Origin of the sequence: Shewanella surugensis (assembly GCF_023284005.1) — a bacterium.
In the GTDB taxonomy this organism is placed as follows: Bacteria; Pseudomonadota; Gammaproteobacteria; order Enterobacterales; family Shewanellaceae; genus Shewanella; species Shewanella surugensis.
On the sequence record NZ_JAKIKS010000028.1, the window covers coordinates 19,066 to 41,313 of the forward strand.

The following is a 22,248-nucleotide window of genomic DNA, read 5'->3' on the forward strand; positions in this document are numbered from 1 at the left end:
GAATGTTTACTTATTCAAGTTGGTATTAGTTTCTTATTCTCCATGTTAAAGAATCGCTTTGGTTATAGTTTAGTTATAGCCTAAAAAGTGGAATATCTTCATAGTGCAATGGCTCAGAACATTGGGCTAAGTACACTATCAGTGTGCTTTATTATTTTAAGCACTTGTAGGAATAATCGATGAGATGGATAACGCAAAAAACCGTTTTTAGTGGTTTAATATTGACGTCTGCAATGCTAATTATTGCTGGCTGGCTATTAGGCTTTTCCGGTAATAAGGATTATATCGCTGCCAATAGTATTAATATTAGTCAAGTTCAGAGTGGCGACTTTGCTCAAGAGGTGACTGGCTATGGGACATTGCAATCTTTATATCAACGCTCTATTACTGCAACGACTACCGCAGTGGTCGACAGCATACATTTAAAACCCGGCGCTGTCGTTGAAGCTAATACCTTAATCATCACGCTTAAAAATACGCAATTAGAAGTCGCGCTGCAACAAGCCTTAGGTGAGCTTAAAAACAGTAAAACCCAAAAGCGTAAACTCATTCTAGAACAGCAACGTGAAGTATTAGCGCAGCAATCTGAATTATCAGAATATCAAGCCAATGCCGAGATGGCGAGCTTGCAAGCCGAGGCAGAAGCCCCCTTGGCAAAGCTCGGGGTAATTTCAGCGGTGGAGGCCAAAAAAGGCCGCTTACAAGCCAAACAACTTCAGCAAAAACTGGTCTTCGAATTGCAAAAACTCGATAAACTCAAACAAGCCCATAAAGAATATTTATCGATTCAAGATGAAGTGATTTTGCAAGCACAGGCCAGTTTTAACAATGCCAAATATCAACTCGATCAACTCGTGGTCAAGGCGGGCATTAAAGGGGTATTGCAAAGCTTGCCTGTGAGCTTAGGCCAAAGTGTCAACTTAGGCGATAAGTTGGCTCATGTCGGCAGCTTGTCAGCATTAATCGCTGAAATCAGTGTGCCGCAAATGTTGGCCAATTTAGTGCAATTAAATGGCTTGGCTGAAATTGATACTCGTCACGGTTTGGTGGAAGGTAAAATTATTCGTATCGCGCCAGTGGTGGAAAATGGCGCAGTACGAGTCGATATTCAATTACCGGAAGACTTAAGCAGTGATATTCGTCCACTGCAAATGGTGGATGCGGTTATTTTCGGTCAATCTCGGTTACAAGTAAGCTTTATTGATACTCCACAAGGGGTCAATGAGAACAGTGTGCAATCCATCTTCAAACTGGTGAGCGAAGATGAAGGGGTGTTGACTGAGGTTAAATTTGGCCAAATATCCGGTAAGCGTATCGAAGTGATTTCAGGGTTAATACCCGGCGATAAAGTGGTGGTTGCAGGTATTGATCCATCTGATGCCACCCAAATCCAATTAACTTATTAAGCTCAGCATGAAGAATAAGAACAGGAGTATAAAGATGAAAAAGGAAGTATTACGTATTCAAGGGATCCAAAAAAGCTTTGACTCACAAGCGAAAGCGACGCAGGTCTTAAAAGGAATAAACTTTAACGTACATGAGGGAGAATATGTCGCCATTTCAGGGCCATCGGGCTGCGGAAAATCCACCTTATTGAATATATTAGGCTTATTGGATACCCCTGATACTGGAGAATACCATATCGATGGGTCACTGGTATCGGGTATGAATGGCGATCAGCGCGCCGAGATCCGCAGCCGTCGTATTGGTTTTGTGTTTCAGGCTTTTAATTTACTCGATGATGAAACCGTTGTTGATAATGTTGCCCTGCCGCTGAAATATCGCGGCGATAACAAATTGCAGCGACAAGCGCGAGCAAACGAATGTCTGGAGATGGTCGGCTTAGCCGATAAAGCGGGCTTGTTCCCTAATCAGCTATCCGGTGGCCAGCAGCAGCGAGTGTCAATTGCACGGGCCTTGGCGGCGGATTCTGGCATTATGCTGGTCGATGAGCCGACGGGTAACCTCGATTCTAAAAACGGTGATGCTGTGATGGCGTTACTCGATAAGCTCAATAAGCAAGGCACCACCATCATTCTCGTGACCCACGATCCTCGCTATGCGCAAATGGCGCATAGGCAAATTCAGCTGCTCGATGGCAAGGTGTTATCTGATGTGAAAAAAGGGGATGCTTCTGTTGAAAATGTTTTTAAAGGCGCTGTAGAAAAGAGTGAAGAGGAGCATGCCTGATGTTCAATTCGACCTTAGTGCGTAATCTATTAAAGGCCAAACAATATTACGCGACAGTGGTATTGAGTCTAACCTTGACGCTCACCATAGTGTTTGTGGTGTTCAGTATTGTCGATACCGTATTGCTTAAAGCCTTGCCCTATGGGGATAGTAAAAATCTATATGTTTATCAAGGTTATATGCTATTTAACGGTCAGCATGAGTCAGGCACCAACAGTAAAAACTTACTCGATGTCAAAGAAACAAGTCAAGGTATCGCTGATATTGGTATGTACTTTTCATGGTCGGATTATAAGCTACTTGAATTGCCATCCCGCCCCGATGTGCCGGTATTTTTTGGCAGCAGTAATTTATTTGAAGTACTCAAGGTTAAACCTGTTTTAGGACGTTTCTTTGATGAGCGTGAACAGCTTGGCAATAAGCAGCCTTCTGCCATACTCAGTTTCGGGGCGTGGCAGCAGCATTTTGCTGGTGATGACAATATTATCGGCAAATCAATTCAGCTGAATGAACGTCGTTTTACGGTGATTGGTGTGACGTCTGATCATTGGAGCTTACCGGATGACGATGAGGTGTCAGAAGGTATTTGGTTACCATTGGATATGGATGAACAATTCAACCCTATTGAAACGGGGAGTATAACTTCTAATGTTCGAGGAGTGATGCGTTTGGCTGATGGACAAAATCTTAAATTTGTTACAGAAGCATTAATTGAGAAAATGCAGGCTGCCGCGGTAATCAATATGCCACGAGCGGCGAAAATGTATGAACTGAATGCACAAGTTGAACCCTTTATTCAGGCCTTACGGGGCGATAGTGTGCGCTTAGTGTGGATGTTAATCACTGGCGCATCCTTGTTAACCTTAATGGCCCTGATTAATTTGGGTAATGTGCAAGTCGCGCGCGGTATGAGCCGAGTGAAATATTTGGCCGTCAGTTATGCCTTTGGGGCCAAGCGTAAACAGCTATTTAAAGAAAGTTTAAAACATAATTTTATCTTGCTCAGTGTCCCGGTGTTATTGGCGTTATTTTTTACCATTTTAAGCTTTGAGTTAGTCCAAAGTATCGGCAGTAATGTACTGCCTAGACTCGGCAGTTTAAGCATGAGTCTCAATATTGTGTTGTTTGCTGTTTTGATGTGTGCTGGTATTGCCTTGTTGTTTAGTTGGATTGAACTGAGTCTCGTCAATGAAGCCAGTTTGTTATCCAGTTTACAAAGCAGTGGTAAAGGCACGGGCAAGCAATTGAGCCGTGGTGTGAGCCATAGCTTAATCGGCCTGCAGTTGCTATTTTCAGTGTTAACTTTGGTGGCCACTAGCCAAGTACTAATGGGCACGTTAACGGAAACACTCAGACCGACACATATCAATACGCATAATTTATGGTCACTGGAGGTTAATTACGCCCTGATTGACAATAAAGAGGAGCGTAAAAATCTGCAAAGGGCGATTAGTCAACATTTTATGGCTCAAGAAAATGTTAAAGCGGTGAGTCGCGCTAGTGATACTCGTGTTCCTTTTATTATGAATCACCAGCCATTATTTAATGAAAAAGACTTTAAAATTAGTAATGTTAGAGCGGCTTTTATTGATGATAAGCAATTAAGTTTATTTGATATGCAGTTGCAAGGCCTTGCTTTTACTCAAGATGATATGCTGTCTAATTTTCCGCCTGTGATTATTAGTCAACGATTGGCCGATCAATTCAGTGGCAGTCCAATAGGGAAAAAAGTAAAGTTATACGCGATAGATAATTTTATGACCATTGTGGGGATTGTGAGTAATACCGATTATCCGGGGCAGTCGAGATATGAGGTGGCTGAAATTTTTATTCCCAGTGTATTTAAGGGGGGTCGAACTGACGTATTGTTAATGCAAGTGAGTGATGAGCATGAAGGTTTTAGCTTAAGTGATGTCTATAATCAATTGACCCAAATTGACCCTAGGCTCGATATTGCGCGTTTATCAAGTATCGAAGATGACTTTAATGAGATCAGTCAAGATCAGCGCTTTGGGGCGATATTAGCGGGTGGACTGTCTTTTATTTCCTTACTCATGGTAATAGCAGGCATCGCAGGTATGGTCAGTTACATGGTGAATATGCGCCGTTATGATTTAGGGGTGCGCTTAGCCATGGGTGCGAATAATAAACGCTTACTGCGCAGTCAATTATGGCAGTTAGCTCAACCTCTAATGGTAAGTTTCTTATTTGCCTTTGCACTCGCTTATTTTGCTTTGGGTTATAGTCGTACTATCCCTCAGTGGCATTTTGCCATCTATTGGACTGAGATGTTTTTGGGATTAGTGCTATTAAGTGTTTTCGTCGCACTCGCTTGCTTTATGCCCATCGCCAAAGTCTTACGCACCGATCCGATTAAAGCCCTCAGAAATGAATAAAGAGTCATGAGTAAAGCGTGAAATGAATCTCACTGGGTAAATAACATAAAAGTGCACCAGAGCTGATGATCCAAGTCACTGCTTCTAAAAAAGGCGGTTATCTTTTGCGGTGACGCCACTGCCAGTTGTTTTTCTAGGAAGTTGTGAATGCATTTTGCCATTGAATACCGCTGATTATTTTACGGGTTATATTGTTTTAATATAAATAATTTAATCAGTTGGTTACGGTTGACTTTCAATGCTCGCTAGATTATATAAACGATCTCAGCTAGTGGGGTTTGCTCTTTAGGGTCAGTGATTATATAGCAATCTGCTGCTGAATTGTTAACATCAGCATCGAGTTTATCATGTCGGAAATTTATGTCATTAGCTCCAGCTAATCTCTTTAGTGTATCAAAAGCAGTTTTAACTTCTGTAGCTGAAAAAGAAAAGGATTGGTTTCGGCTTTTTTCTATATCATTTTCATATGGCTTAAGCTCGTTACTCATTGTTATTAATGTGTTCAAAGCTGCTTTTGCTTCTGCTTTGTCTGTACCGCAGAACCAATCTTTTATGCTGTCCCATGTTTTTTCAAGGCAACCATAGCCTGCACCATTGTGTAAATTTTGGATCTCTGCTTGGCTAATTTCGCTGGTGTTTGAAAAATAACCTGGATTTAATGCTATTCCTGTCATGAATTATTTCTTCTTAATGTACGGTATGGAGATGTTGTTAACATATTATGAGAATATATTTAGTCAGGGGATATCAAAAAAACTTATAATTATCAAAAATATTAATCGATTAAGTTGTTTTTGGATTAATGTCTAGCGTGAAGTTCTATTTTCATTTTCAGCTTTCATTAAAACGCCATCATCTTTTATTACTAAGATTAGGTGAAAAGTGAGCGGTTAAAAATAGGATAATTTTTCAATCTCGTAGCGGTTAGGTTACCATAACCCTCTAATCGAAAATTTGAATTCGTCATTCGCTTTAATCAAAAAATAACAAGGACTTCTTTCATGTCATTAAATGTTGTCATTCTTGCCGCAGGCAAGGGCACTCGTATGCGCTCTGACTTACCTAAGGTGTTACACCCGATAGCTCATAAGAGTATGGTTCAGCATGTTATTGATACTGCCAATTCACTGAGCAGTGATGCGATTCAATTAGTGTATGGTTATGGCGCAGAACAATTACAACAGGCATTAGCTGAGCAGCCGCTCAATTGGGTATTGCAAGCTGAGCAGCTCGGAACAGGACATGCGGTCGCCCAAGCCAATAATCATATCGATGATAGTGATACGGTGTTGATTTTATATGGTGATGTGCCGCTTATTCAAGAGTCGACGCTAACGGCATTATTAAAAGCCAAGTCAGAGAGTGGCTTAGCCATTTTAACGGTTAATTTACCTAATCCCACAGGTTATGGCCGTATCGTGCGAGAAGGTGGCAAAGTGGTGGGCATTATTGAGCAAAAAGATGCAAATGCCGAGCAATTACTGATCCAAGAGGTGAATACAGGCATTATGGCGGTGCCGGGCAAGCAGTTGAAACACTGGCTGAGTCTATTATCCAGTGATAATGCCCAAGGCGAATACTACTTAACAGACATCATTGCCATGGCCAGTCGTGATGGTGTCGATATTGCCACTGCGCAGCCACAATCTGCTGTTGAGGTCGAAGGGGCTAATAACAGGGTGCAATTGGCCCAGCTTGAACGGGCTTATCAAGTGAGAGAAGCCGAAAAATTGATGCTTGCAGGGGCCAATTTACGCGATCCGAGTCGTATTGATATTCGTGGTGATGTCACAGTGGGTATGGATGTGATGATTGATGTGAATGTCATTTTTGAGGGACAAGTCACTATTGGCAACAATGTCACTATTGGCGCAGGTGCGATTTTAATCGATTGTGACATTAATGATAATGCGATCGTTAAGCCTTATTCTATTATTGAAAATGCCAAGTTAGGCAATAAAGCCAGTGCGGGCCCTTTTGCTCGTTTACGTCCTGGTAGCGAACTGAAAACTGGTGCGCATATCGGTAACTTTGTTGAAATGAAAAAAGCAGTCCTTGGTGAAGGGTCAAAAGCGGGGCATTTGGCTTATATTGGTGATGCTAAGATCGGCGCTGGAGTGAACATAGGTGCAGGCACCATTACCTGTAACTATGATGGCGCGAATAAACATTTAACCGTTATCGAAGATGGGGTGTTTGTCGGCAGTGATACTCAATTGGTCGCACCGGTGACCATTGGTAAAAATGCCACCTTAGGCGCAGGCTCGACTATCACCAAAGATGTCGCCGAGAATGAGTTAGTGATCACTCGGGTGAAGCAGCGTCATATAAGCGGTTGGGAACGTCCGGTAAAGCACGCTAAATAACCTAATTTCAGCTGAAGTGATCTGGTTTTTACTTTATTGCTGAGTTAGGCATAAGTGAGTTTTAATCAACTCACTTATGTTTGCCTTATGAGTACTAAGCTTGCTCAGGTGCTAGGAATGTTAAACAAAATGCCCTGTCACCAGCTTCAATGACGTATTGATTAGTTTGAGTATCACTATCATGATCGAGTGTAAAGCGCTCGCCATAACCTCCAGCGAGTAATTTAAGTGCATCGAAAGCATGTTTAACATCTTGTGTTGAGGTAGAGTAGTTTTTTTCTTCTACTAACGGGGAATAATATTGATGATATTCTGTACTCGCTTGAACTAAAGTGAGCAGCGCAGCTTCGGCTTTCGCTTTGTCTGTATCACAGAACCAGTTCTTGGTGGTTTCCCAAGCGTTATCAAAGCTCGCATAGCGCTCTGTTTTAAATAGTTTATCGACTTCTGCCTGACTCATCCCTGTGGTTATTCTTTGTCCTGAAAATTGACCTGAAGTTAATGCCATTCCAGTCATAATAAATTCTCCGGTTAATATAAATTCAGCGATATTTTCGATGTTTTGACTGTGTCAATAATAGAAAGGTATAAAGTGGCTGGATATCAAAAAAATAATTTTTTGTCATAAAATGAACAATTAAGTTGTTTTATATACAGATATAAGATTTCTAAACCTGCTCAAGTCGTCAGGTTGTGGATTAAAATATGGCGGCCAGCTTATAAAAACGAAGCCACTGCTATCATTTAAAGCAGTGATTATTATTGTCGGGCTGTGCGCGTATGTAGGCTCTGATTTAATAACCTTTTTACACATCATTACGTTTTCAGAGTCAGATTAAGCATATTATTGGCACTGAATATTTATTAACTGTGATGTTATTCAATGAGTGTAAAATGTGTTGCAGCGAGTTTATTAAAAGCATCCTCCACTTATTTTTTGGGGGAGGGAAGTTGCTAAGGTGTTTGGCAACGTCATATCGATTATCGACTTGGAACGAGATAAGTCGCACTTCTTTGGCTTTCTCTTTGTGTATCGAAGAGGTGGTCTTTTATGCAGCCGCATGTATTTTGACATAAAAAGTATCATTTTCCATGCTAAAAACTTAAACGATTAAGTTAATTTTAATTAATAATTGTTTTCAATATGAGTATTGGTCATTATCAATTGCAGCGATTTATGCCGGTGAGCCCCTTTTTATAATACTCAGTTATCTTTTGATTATATTTAAATAATATTTAATTTTATGCCATTTTAAATGCTTTTTTTTGAGTTAATCGGTTAAGTGCGAGCTACCCATAAAGTCGAGGCTAAATCCATAAAGAATAGCGATTAATGTAAACAAATATTAAACTTAATTAATGTTTGTTTTTGTGAAAAAATAATAATTTCAGTTGTTTATGGAAGTTAATCTGGGCCCATCTATGTATATTTTTCTATTTTACAAAATATCCAATATTTGGGAGGAAAATAATGACAGATATTACACTTGGTGGGGCTAGTTCAGCAGGTTTCATGAATTCAAATATCATTTCTGAAATAGAAGTGAACAATATTAAGAATAGTAATGAATCATTTATCAATAAGGTGTTTGATTTTCTGTCTGATAAGTTTCTAGGCACTCATCGGGATGAAGCCAAACAAGCCATTCGTGATCTCGTTGGGATGAATGGTAAAGAGGTGACATATAATGATCTTATGGATGTATTTACAAAATTAATAGACTGTACTAGTTCGTCTGATGACCAGATCTCTAATTTTGCTACAGATGTGGAGGGAAATCTTTATATCGGTAAGTTAGCGTTTGATGAACACCTTCTAGATACTGATAACAGTGAGATTTTGTTAAAACTGACATATCAGCATCTTGAGGATAATAAGGTCCGCGTTTCTTTAATGGATGGAAATAAATTATCCAATCAAACTGTTGCAGCTGAGCCTATAAGAGCAAAATCCGTTGAGGTTGAAGTCTTAACGGCACCGACGAGTGTTAATAGCAATAAGAGCAGTGTCAGCGACATTGAAACTGATATCGAAGACAATGAGGTGACACCAGGTGGTCCTTTATCATCTTCATCTTCATCTTCATCTTCATCTTCATCTTCATCTTCAGTATTTTTACCTCAAAGCAGTTTACAACGCGTCCTTAGTCAGCAACCAGTAGAGACTGATGAGCGAGATGGTCAAATAATAGGTACACAGGTAGATATTAATTTTATTGATAATCATAGAGTTAGCGGCAGTAATTCAGTTGATGATGATGGATATGAATCAGAGGATGATGTTCCACAACAACCTGGATATAAAGGCTAATTTAGTCTATTTAGATAAGTCGATTCTCACTTATTTTTCATAATCGATGGCTGGGAGCTTCAAGCTCCTAGCTGAAGTGGTCAACTAATTTTGGCCACGGACTTGGAGCCTGTTTATGGCGTTTTATTCTGCATTTGAGTGAATGGGTTTTGCTTCACATCTTATAAAAAGGCTTTGTTTATCTATATCACAAAATGGATATGTGAAAGTAAGTATATTTATAAATAACTGTATTAAAAAGGAAAGTGTTTTTATGTTGTTTGGTAGTAGTTTGAGTGCGTTGAGTTCAACAGCGTCATCGATATGGTCATCAGTAACAAGTAGTGTATTTGGTAGTGCCTCTAACCATGAGGCGAGTGGAGTGACACAAGAGGCACCATCTCCCTTGGCTCCCTCCAATAATTCTCATTCAGGGTTTGATATTAACTCTTCTGTACCGTTATCCGTTGCATCTGTATTGACGCAGCAAACTGAAAGTGAAGAGCAAGCTGTTAATAGTCGTGTTTTTTTAGCTAATTCTCAATTGCAGCAAATGGCGCAACAACAGCCAGTAATGGATATATCAGTTATGACATTGGCTGAGATTAAAGGAGGGACTTCCAGCTCTGTTGCTCGGTTAATGGATACGATGTTGCCGCAGCAATGTGGCACACAGTTTTCTGCTTGGTGCATTGAGGAAGAGTTTGATAATGAACTTTTGTATGAAGGGCTGAGTGATGGCTCTGGAGATTATGAGCAGTTTGATGATATTGCGAAGCAAATGGGGATTAGCTCCCAACGTTTAGCACTTTGTTACATGAGGCTGCTTGCATCTGTATCGACATCTAATACTGAATTGATGGTGAATAATCTTAAGGCTAATGATGCTCCCTCCGTTGCTGAAATAATCGATAAAATGTTACCCTCAGAGTGTGGTTCTCTATTTTCACAGTGGTGCGAAGAAGAAGAATTTGATAATGAAGCTTTGTATAATACGTTTACTGATGGTTCAGGTGATTATGATGATTTTGATGAGATCGCCGAAAAAATAGGGGTTAGTACTGAACGTTTAGCGCAATGTTATTCGACATTACTGACATTAGCGAAAAAAACGGAATTGTCAGAACAAGAAGTGAGCCGATTCAACGCGCGTATGGCACCGAGCGGCATGTTAATGTCGACAAGAAGACCAAGTTCAATAGGTAATAGTGGCTTAGAAGGATATCGTGACTTTTTAACTTCCCAAAAGATTGATACGCTTATTTCTATTGGGGCAAATAGCAGTGCAACATTACCAGATATTTTAGCAAGGGCTGGGATTACGCATATAGATGATGAAGCATTTCATATTACGGACTTCTTTAAAGAAAATGCACTCCCAGTTGAGACATTAAAAGCAGTCACTGAAAAACTTGCGATTCTTGAAGCTCAAGGGCTGAAAGTGGCTATTCATTGCGGGGCTGGAGATGGTCGATCTGGAATAGTCAAAGCTGCTTATGAATTAAGCCAATTAACTCAAGAAGAGCTGCTTGCTGTCAATAATAAAGCCACCGCCATTATACATGTCGGTGGGGTTGATGATGACGATGATGAAGATGAAGACGTGTCTGAAGCTCCTCAGGATGTTCGAGCGTTTAAAGCTGTTTGCAATGCGATTAATGGCGTTAGAGCCGAAGGTCATAGCGCTGCGATTGAACGTGAAACGGATATAAAAGCGCTTGATGCATTCTATTTGCATTTGTGCGTTCAAGCTGAAGCCGCACAAGAAAAATAACGGATATATTATTTAGTTAGAGCGGCATGAATAAAACGCGGTTCAATTAAGTGGAACCGCATTTTTTATGTTATTGGTTTTTAAATGAAGAATCTAAATGAACAGGAACGATCACCATTTTCATTTTTAATTTCATATCGTTGCAGGTTATTTTCTTCATCTTGAGTAATGCTAAATAGCCCGTTACGGGCCCCAGCGAGCTGCTGGAGTGTTTCAAAAGCTGTTTTTACTTCATTTTTTGTTAATTCGTGAGTATGGCTGGTATAACCAGAATCGGTATAATAATCAACATAATCGCTTTTAATGGCAAAATATTGTGCATCTGCTCTGTATAAGGTGAGTAGCGCTTCTTTAGCCTCAACTTTATGAGTATTGCAAAACCAGTCTTTTATACTGTCCCATGCTTTTTCAAAGCCATCATAACTATCCTTATTGCCTAACCTATTTAGTTCAGCACCACTGATTTTTACGGTAATTTCTTGGCCTAAAAATTGACCTGATGTTATTCCAATCATAGTAAGTTTGTCTTTATATTATTAGTTATTGATCTAACTATCATAAATGTTTTGATTATGGGCTAATATCAAGAAAAACGTTTTCTATAACAACATGAGTTAGACCTAAGTCGATTTTTATATTTTGTTCATTATGGCTCAAATACTTCACTGAATAATTGGCAATCAAGTTTCGTTTCACTATAATGCATCTTTCGAATCGAAACTTAAGTGAAACTTATAGTGAGCAAGAGCAATGAACAAACGTAATACTCAACAGAGACGACATAGCATTATTAACTTGCTCAATGAGCAAGGTGAGGTCAGTGTTGAGGCGTTATCGGCTTGTTTTGAAACCTCTGAGGTCACTATTCGAAAAGATTTGGCCACGCTAGAAAAAAGTGGTTTATTGCTGAGACGTTATGGTGGCGCTGTGGCCGTACCCAATGAAGTGTCTTCGCCTTTTACGGCGAAGTTATCGGCCAATAAGCTATCCATTGCTAAGGCCGCCGCGTCGTTAATACAAGATCATCATCGCATTTTGATTGACAGTGGCACCACCACAGCAGGCTTAATTCCGTTATTAAATGATAAACGGGGTTTATTGGTGATGACCAACTCTTTGCAATTGGCGAATGCTATCCGTGAATTAGAGAATGAGCCGACGTTATTAATGACGGGAGGCACTTGGGATCCTCACTCAGAGTCGTTTCAAGGGCAAGTGGCTGAGCAAGTGTTGCGCTCTTATAACTTCGACCAGTTATTTATTGGTGCCGATGGCATTAGTTTGGAGCGAGGCACGACCACCTTTAATGAACTCACCGGATTAAGCCAAGTGATGGCGGAAGTCTCCCGTGAAGTGATTGTCATGCTCGAATCTGACAAACTGGGGCGGCGCATTCCCAATGTCGAATTATCGTGGGACAAAATAGATGTGTTTGTTACTGATGACAACATTGATGCAGCAGTGGTTGAGACCATCAGCAAGCATGGCGTAAGGGTGTTGTTGGCCCCTTATGTGACTGAATAACGCATTAGGACGGATCAGAATAAATAGCTGTCCATCTTAATCAATTTTAAATGATGCTTAAATGAGCTAGGAAAATATTATGTGTGGAATTGTTGGCGCGGTAGCGCAAAGGGATGTGGCTGAAATTTTAGTTGAAGGATTAAAACGTCTAGAATATCGCGGTTATGACTCTGCAGGTGTTGCTGTACTGCAAGATGGAGAGCTAAAACGTACTCGCCGTTTAGGTAAAGTACAAGAATTATCAGCGGCACTGGATATTGACCCCTTAACGGGGGGAACGGGTATCGCGCATACTCGCTGGGCGACGCATGGTGAGCCCAGTGAGCGAAATGCGCATCCTCATCAGAGTGAAGGTGACATTGCCGTGGTACATAACGGTATCATTGAAAATCATAATAAACTGCGTGAAATGCTGAAAGGTGAAGGTTATGAGTTCAGCTCCGATACCGATACCGAAGTGATCTGTCATTTAGTTAATCACGAGCTTAAGAGTCATGATACCTTGCTTAGTGCTGTTCAAGCCAGTGTTAAGCAGCTTGAAGGTGCTTATGGCACTGTGGTTATCGATCGCCGCGATGCAAGCCGTATGGTGGTGGCACGTTCTGGCAGTCCATTGGTGATAGGTTTCGGTTTAGGGGAAAATTTTGTCGCTTCCGATCAGCTGGCATTGTTACCTGTGACCCGTTCATTCGCCTTCTTAGAAGAAGGGGATGTGGCTGAGGTGACGCGCCGCGAAGTGATGATTTTTGATCTTGACGGTAACTTTGTCGAGCGTGAAATTAAAGAATCTGAAGTGACGCATGATGCGGGCGATAAAGGCGAATATCGTCATTATATGCTCAAAGAGATCTACGAGCAGCCACGTGCCATCGCGCATACATTAGAAGGGCGTATTGCTGGCGGTCAGGTATTGGACTCGGCGTTCGGTAAAAATGCCGCTGAATTCTTAAAAGATATCCAACATGTACAAATTATTGCCTGTGGAACCAGTTACCATGCTGGCATGGCGGCGCGTTATTGGTTAGAAGATTGGGCGGGCGTGTCATGTAACGTCGAAATAGCCTCTGAGTTCAGATATCGCAAGTCACATTTATTCCCCAACAGTCTGCTTATCACCATTTCACAGTCGGGTGAAACCGCCGATACGTTAGCAGCGCTGCGTCTGGCAAAAGACATGGGCTATAAAGCGACATTGACCATTTGTAATTCGCCGGGCTCATCACTGGTGCGTGAGTCCGATATGGCGTATATGATGAAAGCGGGCGCTGAAATTGGTGTCGCATCGACTAAAGCCTTCACGGTGCAATTAGCCGGGTTGCTGATGCTAACCGCCGCTATTGGTCGCTATAATGGCATGTCTGAGACGATGCAAACGCAGATCACTCAAAGCTTATTATCCATGCCAGCGAAAGTGGAACAAGCATTAGGATTAGATGAGGCGATTGCCGAACTGGCGGAAGATTTTGCCGATAAGCAACATGCCTTATTTTTAGGTCGTGGCGATCAATATCCGATTGCGATGGAAGGGGCGCTTAAGTTGAAAGAGATCTCCTACATCCACGCAGAAGCTTATGCGTCTGGTGAACTAAAACATGGCCCGTTAGCGCTGATCGATGCTGATATGCCTGTGATCGTCGTCGCGCCCAATAATGAATTACTAGAAAAACTCAAATCGAATGTTGAAGAAGTGCGCGCCCGAGGCGGCCTTATGTATGTGTTTGCCGATGTCAATGCTGAATTTGAGTCTGATGACACCATGAAGGTGATCCCTATTCCTCATTGCGATGAGTTTATGGCGCCGCTCATTTACACCATCCCCTTGCAATTATTGTCATATCATGTGGCACTCATTAAAGGTACCGATGTGGATCAGCCTAGAAACTTGGCTAAGTCGGTGACAGTGGAGTAGGAATATCTATTTGTATTTATCAAATTGTGGGTTAACAATAAAATTGTTACCTACACAATATAGTTGTTAACTTTACAATTTAGTTGTTAATTATTGCCATCTGAGCTACTTTTAAAATAAGTCAGTTTAGATGGCATTTTACTATGGGTAAGAAACAGTACTGGAACTCTGAGGTTAAAAATCGACGTTGGATTAAAGAAGGTCGAGGTCAAGGCACCGGAGCAGACTATAAACCATGGCTTACCGTTCGAGATGTAGCTTCAGAAGGACGGTCTCATCGTGTTTTTGGACACATTTCTCAACGAACCCATCATCTACTATCTGATCTAGAGCTTGCAACATTTCTTCTGCTTCAATGGCGTTCAACTACTATAGATATTCGAGAACAATTCCCCCTCGATCGTGCAGTGACGCTGGATATCAGTAAACGATTAGGAATAGAACATCCAAACCATCACGGGGTGGAGCAATATATGAGTAGTGATTTTGTTGTCGATACTGAAGAAAAAGATAGGCGGCGATTTGCCATTCAGGTTAAAGCGACTGAAGCCTTTAGTGACTCTAGAACAATTGAAAAGCTTGAGATTGAAAGTCAATATTGGCGTGAGAAAGGAGTACCTTTTTTTTGGGTCACTGAAAATCAGATTCCTCCAATTGTATTTGAGAATATCAACCTTCTTTATAATCATATTGACGATGACACCGGTCAGAATAATCTCTTAGTTCAATTAGACGTTTTTAGTAAACATATACGACAGAGTGAAAACCTGAGGGTTAAAGAGTTATGTATGAAACTCGACGCTTCCTATGATCATGAACCTGGTGAGGCTTTATATCAAATTAAACGATTGCTTGCACATCGCTATTTTCATTTTGATATAACTAAACCATTTACAGAGCTAAGGTGTTCTGACATAACAGCTGAAACTTTCAATGCTTTGCAGGAGGGTTGGCGTGTTTCAAGTTAACGAGGTTATCAAGCTAGAAGACAAGCTTTATAGAGTGCTTGTAACTACAAATACGCATGCTGTATGGATTTCCCTTGAAGATCAAAAGGCATTCCCAGATCTTGTTGAGCTTTCACAACTCGAAGATCTTTTATTAGAAGAAAAGCTAACTCGCGTTGACGATCCATTTGAATATATAGTAAACCTCTTGCCTGAACCTGACTCCAAAGAAGCAACAATTAGAAATAGAAATTATCAAATCATAAAACCGCTTGTAGAAGATCCTAATTTTTATATAAAAAAAGTTCGAGCAAAACATGTAGCGACTATTCTCGAATCTGGTGAAATATCAAGGCCATACCTTTATAAGTTGATTCGTCGTTATTGGCAAAGAGGACAGGTTTCCAATACCTTATTGCCTGATTACAGGAATTCTGGAGCGAAAGGTCAGAAACGGGTTGCTAATGACAAAAAGCTCGGCCGTCCAAGAAAAATTATGGAGGGAACTGGTGCCTTGGTAGATGAGCCAACTGAAAAACTATTTCGAATAATTATTGATAAATATATTTTCAATAAACAATTCTCTATTGCTCGTGCACATCGTAAATTCAAAGGTCTTTATGACAACATATTTCCTGGTGTACCTGAATCAGAAAAACCAACAAAACGCCAATTAAGCTACTTCTTAGATCGTGAATACAAGAGTGTAGATAAAATCAAGGCTGGTGTATCGGATATTATTTATAAAAAAGATGTCCGCCCTTTGCATAGTACTGCAACAATTCAAGCTTTAGGGCCTGGTTCTCGTTATGAGATAGATGCCACCATTGCAGACGTAATATTAGTATCAGATCATGATAGAAATCAGCCTGTCGGGCGACCTACTGTATATATTGTAATTGATGTTTTTTCTAGGCTAATTGTTGGCTGGTACATCGGTTTTGAAAACCCGTCTTACGTAGCTGCAATACAATCACTTTATTTGGCATTAAATGACAAAAAGCATTTATTTAAAGATTTGGAGATTGAAACTGATAATTTTTCTTGGCCTACCCCTGGTTTACCAGAAGCCATACTTGCTGATAGAGGCGAACTTATCGGTCATCAAATTGAAGGTTTAGAATCAAGTTACAGAGTTCGAATCGAAAATACGCCCCCGTATAGAGGAGATGCAAAAGGAATTGTCGAACAAAGGTTTAGAACGCTACAGGCAGAATTCAAAAAATTTACGCCTGGAGAAGTAATTGGCCCAACAGTAAGAAAGAGGGGCGGTAAGAACTATTGGCTTGATGGGAAGTTAACTATTTCAGAGTTTACCGAAATCATAGTTTCATCTATTGTGATGAGAAATTTTGTAGATCCTATGTCAAAGTATGATCGAGCAAAAGATATGCCTGCGGATTTACCTTCAATACCTATTCATCTTTGGAACTGGGGCCTTCAAAATAGGACCGGACGGTTACGTAAAGCTAATGCGGAATCGGTGCGTATTGCATTATTGCCCAGAGATCAAGCTAGTGTGTCAGCGCAAGGTATATGTATATTTGGGGTTTATTACTCCGGACCTGAAATTGTTGAACTTGGCTGGATGCATCGTTCGGACAAATCAACCAGGCCTAAAAAAGTTGAGGTAGCTTTCGACCCAAACTTTGCTGATGAGATTTATTTATTTCATACCGTAGGAAGTCGAGATCACTGGGTATGTCGCATTACTGATTTATCGCGGGAGTTTAGAGGGCAAACATTTTGGGAAGTTTGGCGAAAACAGAAACAGATCAAGATGCAGGGATCGAAAGATCAGCTACACGCTGACAAACTTCGAAAGCATCATGAAACTCGTGTAGAAGACATTATTTCGTCGGCAATTAAGCAAACCCCGAAACAGACTGCTACAAATGTAGATCGTATGAAAGGAGTTAGTCATGCTAGGTCTGATCAGCTTGCTAAAGAACGGGAATTGCGCCGACCGAAAAGACCAGAACGCCAGCAAACAGGAAAGATAGTTCATATAACTACGCCTGAAGATAGTGATGAATACCCTGATTTTGAAGATGAGTTGTTTGATGGTGGAGACTCTTGATGGAACAACCCAATCACTTTGTTATAGCATCTTACCAGTCTACGGGCATTAAGCGTTACGATGGTAATCCATTTATTGAAGCGCTTCCTCCTATATTGTCTGTTGCTCAAGCAGGCAACAGTATCAAGGGAAAGGTAGATTTCCATCCTTCCGATCGGCTATCCAGTCCAAAATCCAGAATGCACATGGTCGTTTCGCTGTTGGATGATTATTTCCAGCCACTCTCACAACATGTACTGTTGCAAGAGAAAATCGACATGATGTTACGTATGGGGTATGTCGGTCGAAATATCAGCGACGGTTCACTAAACAGGAAACTTCAAGAAGGCTATGATCTGATCAAGTCAGGCGGAGAAATTACTGCAAATTTTAGTGTTGAAAAAACAACAGCTAGAAGCATGTCTTTAGTGGGTATTTCTGGCAGCGGTAAAACCAGTTCTTTAGTACGGGTGCTGGAAACTTATCCGCAAGTTATCTACCACGAACAACAAAACTTTTTTCAAGTGACTTATTTAAAAATTGAATGCCCTAGTAACGGCGATCTCGAGAGTCTTTGTCTGAATTTCTTCAGTGCTGTTGATGGTGTACTGGGCACTGATTATGAACGCCGTTATGCAAAACAACGTCTTTCTGTTCCTAAAATGCTGGCTCTGATGCGTCAAACTGCTAACAATCGTGCAATTGGAATTTTGGTTATCGACGAAATTCAACGCTTAAGCCAGGTGCGCTCTGGCGGCAAGGAGCAAATGTTGGAATTCTTTGTCGAGCTAGTGAATACGGTCGGCATCCCTATTGTTTTAGTTGGCACACCCAAGGCCCGACCAATTTTCGAGTTGGAATTACAGTCTGGAAGGCGGAGTGCAGGCCTTGGTTCAATATATTGGGAAACCATACAACAAAATGTAGCTAAAAGTAACGGAAAGGAACCAAACCTAAATTGGATTCGATTCTCTGATAACCTTTGGAAGTATCAATGGTTAAAACACGGAGATGATCCACTCACTGATGAGATTAGAGATTGTTGGTATGATCTATCACAAGGGGTACTAGACATTGTTGTAAAGCTTTTTGTGCTAGCTCAACTTCGTGCAATAGCTAATAAGAAAGAGCGCATCACTGTAGGTATATTAAAATCGGTATACAAGCAGGAATTGAAACCAGTTCATCCAATGCTTGATGCTTTGCGCTCAGGTGATGCAGATAAAATTGTGAAGTATTCTGATATGCGTGTCGTTGACCTTGATAAACGTCTCATCCAACTTGGCTCTGAAATTATGGCGGTCGTTCAAAAACAAGAGGAACGACTTTTTGGCGGCAATCAGGAAGCCTTACGCTTGTACAATGTGATTTTGCAAATAGAGCAAAACTTTGACGAGCAGATCGTCGTCAAACTCGTTGAAAGGATTTTTGAAGAACATTCTGGACAAAGCATTCATGAAATGATTCCTATTTTGGTTAATTGGTATCAATCGTATGAAGAACCTGTTCGGAAAGAAAAAACAAAAACTAAAGTTAAGCAGAAAGACTGGCACGATTTAGATGTTAGTGACTTAAGGTATCAATATGCCTATTGCAAAGAAGAAAGACTATCACTGGTAGAGAGGCTTGAGCAAAACGGCCAGATGTTTGATCTTGATGGCTGGGCGGCTGGCTTCTAATGCTTGGATTTCCGATACCTTATTCTGAGGAGCTACTTTATAGCACAATAGCAAGATCTGGTGTTCATGATGGTGATGTATCACCTAAGCAGTTATTGGAAAAGGTGTTTAATAACCGTAGGGTGATTGCAACAGTCGATTTGCCTAGTCATGTGCAAGCCGTAGCAAATCAGTACCCTGATTCGCTAGGGATAGATGCTAAAACTTTAATATATCGCCATACACTTTGGCCCATTTATGCACCTTTTTTACCATCTGATCGAAGTGATAAGGTAATAAAATGGATGAGCGGAAGTTCCCAGGGGGCTGCGCATTTAGCAAGTGGTAATGTAGCTTCGAGAGTAAAGGCAAAGGGCAGACTTTATGTCTGCGTCGAGTGTTTAAAAGAACAAAGAATAAAATACGGTGAATGTTTTTGGGAACGTTTTTGGCAAATTCCTATAGTAAACACATGCCCAAAACATGGACCTTTGAATAAGACTACTATCGTCATCGATGGTGAACACCGGCATACCTTCACTGTAATAGAGGACGCTGAAGTACTAGGTAAAGTTAACGCAACTAATGTCGACAAGTTATTTTCGCATCAAGTCTCTCAGTTAATGCAGGTTATCAGTCAAGGAATAAGCCCCGCTCAATGGACAGTATTTTATGAGCAATTTGCATCAAACCTAGGTTACTTAAATGGTCTAAGGATTGATCATTCTAGGATTTATGATTCCGTAATAAGGTTTTGGGGTAAAGGTTGGCTTCAGAAAGCCGGTATTCTACCTTCTTATATTGAAACTTCTTGGCTTAAAGCGTTGTTTCGTAAACACAGAAAAAGCTTTAGTTTTGCTGAGCATATAGTGGTAATCACAGCTCTTTCAAATGGAAGGTTCAGTATCTGTGAGGCAATTGATAAAGCCTCGAGTATAGTAATAAAAAGCGAAAACAATATTCCCCCCAAAAAGCGGGATCTAAACACTTTAAACGTGCTTAGCCCAGACCAAATAGATTGGAAGGTGCTAATTGAAGCTGTACCACCAAAGGCTGCCCGCCTGCTAAATAAAGCGCTCTACGCAAGGCTTTATCGAAACTACTACGATTGGCTAATGCACATCAATAGTTTATTTCATGCTGAAAAAGTAGTGGTCAATAACCGCGTCGACTGGCCACAACGAGATAGACAAATTGCTCAAAATCTTCGTCGTGTTTGTAAAAATCTATCTGAAGATTTAAAAGCACCACACCTGAGCAGAACATTCCTAATTCACCAACTTGAAAATAGAGCAACGGTCGAAAAAAATTTGCATCGGCTACCTCGTAGCAGCCATTTACTGGCTCTTTATTCTGAAAGTACGGATGAATATCAAGCAAGAAGACTTACTCGTACCTACCTCGATATGCTGAAAAATAAGAAACATATTAAACGATGGTCGCTATTGCGTGCAGCAGGTTTAAGTGATGAGCGGATGACAGATATTGTGAGTAAGCTTTTAGAGGAGATTTTGAATGAGTAAGAGTGAAGTAAAATTCCAAAAATTAAACGATGATGCAAAAATATTGGGCATTGGTGCGTTGTTTCGAAGTGTCGGTAACAAGTCTTGGGCCATTAACCTGGATTTTAATGGCAATACGTCACAAAGCCTGCAATTCAGTAATATTCCAGTGCTAGCCCGTAAACGGGTGTTAAATGCTACAAAACCTTATGATCGAGCAGGGTTACCATCTTCGTTTACCATTTTAAATGCTCAACAGTGGAGTGTTGCAAACGCGGCCGATTGCCCTGCTTATCAGGCTCATAGGCATGGAAAAGACTCAAATCAACTTTGTTTTGTCGTTCAATTAAGCGATGTTCGAGTTTATATTCCACAACTTGAAATGGCGCGGGTATTATTCTATCACGATCCATTTTTAGCTCGTTTAAGTTTGCAGCACAATGCGCTTATGGAAGATTTCTTTCTTAGTAAAAATGACAACGGTCAACCCGTTGTGACAGTTCGTGAAGGCGCTGAATATCCTATTACATATTTTAACCAAGATGATAATAGACGATTCTTAACTTGGGTCCTGCTAGATAGCGCTGCCAGAGCATCATTTGAAAGTATCAGTACTAACTTAATAAAAAATCAGTATCAGAAAAATAAATATCAATATTGGAATTTTCAATTCACTCCACCACCTCTTGATGGTGTAGATATTGGAGTACGGGGTTGGGAAGATAGGGGGGCAAAAAGCTTCTTTGTTTGGGAAATCATATGGTTAAGCTGGTTGCCTTCTGAAGTTACTGGTGAAGTTGACTTTTTTCATCCAGGTTATGAGCGTCAAGTTGGTGGCAAACCAACAAAGGGTGATGGAAAGCAAGCTCAAGCACCGGATCAATATGAACTCGATGATCATGAATTGTCGGATACCGACAAAGCAACAATGGGATTAGCATCAGAGCGTGTAACCATTTCATTTAGGACTCCATTCATAACCAATCGCGTAAGTAGGAAAATAAAGTCTGTAAACAATGTATTTGGGGTGGATGAAACAGAAGTTTTAGACCCAAGGCTTAGTACCAATGAGAAAGAAGACTCAGCTGAACTTCCGGGTGGAGCTTGGAATAATATCGATGACGAAACAGATGATGCTCATCTTTATCTTGGTAAGTTCCAGTCATTTATTAATATGCTTGATGTACTTGAATTGGTACACGGTTATGAAATACTAAAAACAGAGATTATCAAGTTGCCGAGAGTTGGTGAGGGCAAAAAACACTGGCTATCCGATACACAAAACCCTAGGTGTATGGCTGTTGTAAATCTAAGACATACCAACCAAAACATAACTCTATTTGAGATTGATACTTCAGATAACGCTGCAAAATTATCCACAATGATGATAAAGGGCGCTAATAAGGAGGTATGGATTAGCCAAAATTTAAATCAAGTTATGGTAGAGATAATGAGAAAGTCGTTAGGTTGGCCAACTGCTCTTTTTAAAACAGCATTCACGAAAGATGGATTTTCAGGTATCCCTCACCCTAAATCTAAAAATCCTGGCTCGTTACCCCCTGAAGAAATCGGCCCATGGGCACAGCGTTTTGTTAATTGGGCAAGTCGCTCATAAACACGCAAATAAACTTGA

General features: G+C 40.6%; 16 protein-coding genes. 13 read left to right on the top strand and 3 right to left on the bottom strand.

Features of this window, described 5'->3' with window-relative positions:
* Nucleotides 1-179: 179 nt before the first annotated feature.
* The 3 genes from L2764_RS09260 to L2764_RS09270 are packed head-to-tail and all read left to right on the top strand — an operon-like array spanning nt 180 to nt 4,586.
* On the top strand, nt 180-1,406 hold the full coding sequence (locus L2764_RS09260) for an efflux RND transporter periplasmic adaptor subunit (protein WP_248939940.1): 1,227 nt from the start codon (nt 180-182) through the stop codon (nt 1,404-1,406).
* A 34-nt stretch (nt 1,407-1,440) separates the two neighbouring features.
* Nucleotides 1,441-2,190 carry an ABC transporter ATP-binding protein gene (locus L2764_RS09265; protein ID WP_248939941.1) on the top strand — a complete coding sequence of 250 codons (750 nt, stop codon included), beginning with the start codon at nt 1,441-1,443 and terminating at the stop codon, nt 2,188-2,190.
* Entirely contained in the window at nt 2,190-4,586 is a 2,397-nt protein-coding gene (locus L2764_RS09270; RefSeq protein ID WP_248939942.1) for an ABC transporter permease, read from the top strand. The genes L2764_RS09265 and L2764_RS09270 overlap by 1 nt, the downstream gene beginning before the upstream one ends.
* A 245-nt stretch (nt 4,587-4,831) precedes the next feature.
* On the opposite strand, the gene L2764_RS09275 is transcribed toward L2764_RS09270, so the two are convergent.
* On the bottom strand, nt 4,832-5,260 hold the full coding sequence (locus L2764_RS09275; protein WP_248939943.1) for a hypothetical protein: 429 nt from the start codon (nt 5,258-5,260) through the stop codon (nt 4,832-4,834).
* A 327-nt stretch (nt 5,261-5,587) separates the two neighbouring features.
* Between L2764_RS09275 and glmU the strand changes: the two genes are divergently transcribed.
* Entirely contained in the window at nt 5,588-6,952 is a 1,365-nt protein-coding gene (gene glmU / locus L2764_RS09280) for a bifunctional UDP-N-acetylglucosamine diphosphorylase/glucosamine-1-phosphate N-acetyltransferase GlmU (protein ID WP_248939944.1), read from the top strand.
* A 94-nt stretch (nt 6,953-7,046) separates the two neighbouring features.
* On the opposite strand, the gene L2764_RS09285 is transcribed toward glmU, so the two are convergent.
* Nucleotides 7,047-7,469, bottom strand: coding sequence for a hypothetical protein (locus tag L2764_RS09285; RefSeq protein WP_248939945.1), 423 nt, complete (start codon nt 7,467-7,469; stop codon nt 7,047-7,049).
* 954 nt (nt 7,470-8,423) lie between these two features.
* Here L2764_RS09285 and L2764_RS09290 point away from each other — a divergent pair.
* The gene (locus L2764_RS09290; RefSeq protein ID WP_248939946.1) at nt 8,424-9,263 is read left to right on the top strand and encodes a hypothetical protein; all 840 of its coding nucleotides are present in this window, start codon (nt 8,424-8,426) and stop codon (nt 9,261-9,263) included.
* 253 nt (nt 9,264-9,516) lie between these two features.
* The gene (locus L2764_RS09295; RefSeq protein WP_248939947.1) at nt 9,517-11,016 is read left to right on the top strand and encodes a protein-tyrosine phosphatase family protein; all 1,500 of its coding nucleotides are present in this window, start codon (nt 9,517-9,519) and stop codon (nt 11,014-11,016) included.
* An 80-nt stretch (nt 11,017-11,096) separates the two neighbouring features.
* Here the strand turns inward: L2764_RS09295 and L2764_RS09300 are convergent, their stop codons facing one another.
* A complete protein-coding gene (locus L2764_RS09300; protein WP_248939948.1) occupies nt 11,097-11,531 on the bottom strand; it encodes a hypothetical protein in 435 nt (144 codons plus the stop codon).
* 235 nt (nt 11,532-11,766) lie between these two features.
* Here L2764_RS09300 and L2764_RS09305 point away from each other — a divergent pair, with 235 nt between their 5' ends.
* From L2764_RS09305 to L2764_RS09335, 7 genes are all read left to right on the top strand, one after another.
* Nucleotides 11,767-12,540 (top strand): DeoR/GlpR family DNA-binding transcription regulator, encoded by a 774-nt coding sequence (locus L2764_RS09305; protein WP_248939949.1) that lies wholly within the window; start codon nt 11,767-11,769, stop codon nt 12,538-12,540.
* 79 nt (nt 12,541-12,619) lie between these two features.
* The gene (gene glmS / locus L2764_RS09310) at nt 12,620-14,449 is read left to right on the top strand and encodes a glutamine--fructose-6-phosphate transaminase (isomerizing) (RefSeq protein WP_248939950.1); all 1,830 of its coding nucleotides are present in this window, start codon (nt 12,620-12,622) and stop codon (nt 14,447-14,449) included.
* Nucleotides 14,450-14,592: 143 nt separating this feature from the next.
* The gene (locus L2764_RS09315) at nt 14,593-15,417 is read left to right on the top strand and encodes a TnsA endonuclease N-terminal domain-containing protein (protein ID WP_248939951.1); all 825 of its coding nucleotides are present in this window, start codon (nt 14,593-14,595) and stop codon (nt 15,415-15,417) included.
* Entirely contained in the window at nt 15,404-17,476 is a 2,073-nt protein-coding gene (locus tag L2764_RS09320) for a TnsB C-terminal domain-containing protein (RefSeq protein WP_248939952.1), read from the top strand. Before L2764_RS09315 ends, L2764_RS09320 begins: the two co-directional genes overlap by 14 nt.
* Nucleotides 17,476-19,134: an AAA family ATPase gene (locus tag L2764_RS09325; protein WP_248939953.1), complete on the top strand. Its 1,659-nt coding sequence runs from the start codon at nt 17,476-17,478 to the stop codon at nt 19,132-19,134. The genes L2764_RS09320 and L2764_RS09325 overlap by 1 nt, the downstream gene beginning before the upstream one ends.
* Nucleotides 19,134-20,636, top strand: coding sequence for a TnsD family Tn7-like transposition protein (locus L2764_RS09330; RefSeq protein ID WP_248939954.1), 1,503 nt, complete (start codon nt 19,134-19,136; stop codon nt 20,634-20,636). Before L2764_RS09325 ends, L2764_RS09330 begins: the two co-directional genes overlap by 1 nt.
* Complete coding sequence (locus tag L2764_RS09335) at nt 20,629-22,230, top strand: Tn7-like element transposition protein TnsE (protein WP_248939955.1); 1,602 nt, start codon at nt 20,629-20,631, stop codon at nt 22,228-22,230. Before L2764_RS09330 ends, L2764_RS09335 begins: the two co-directional genes overlap by 8 nt.
* Nucleotides 22,231-22,248: the final 18 nt, after the last annotated feature.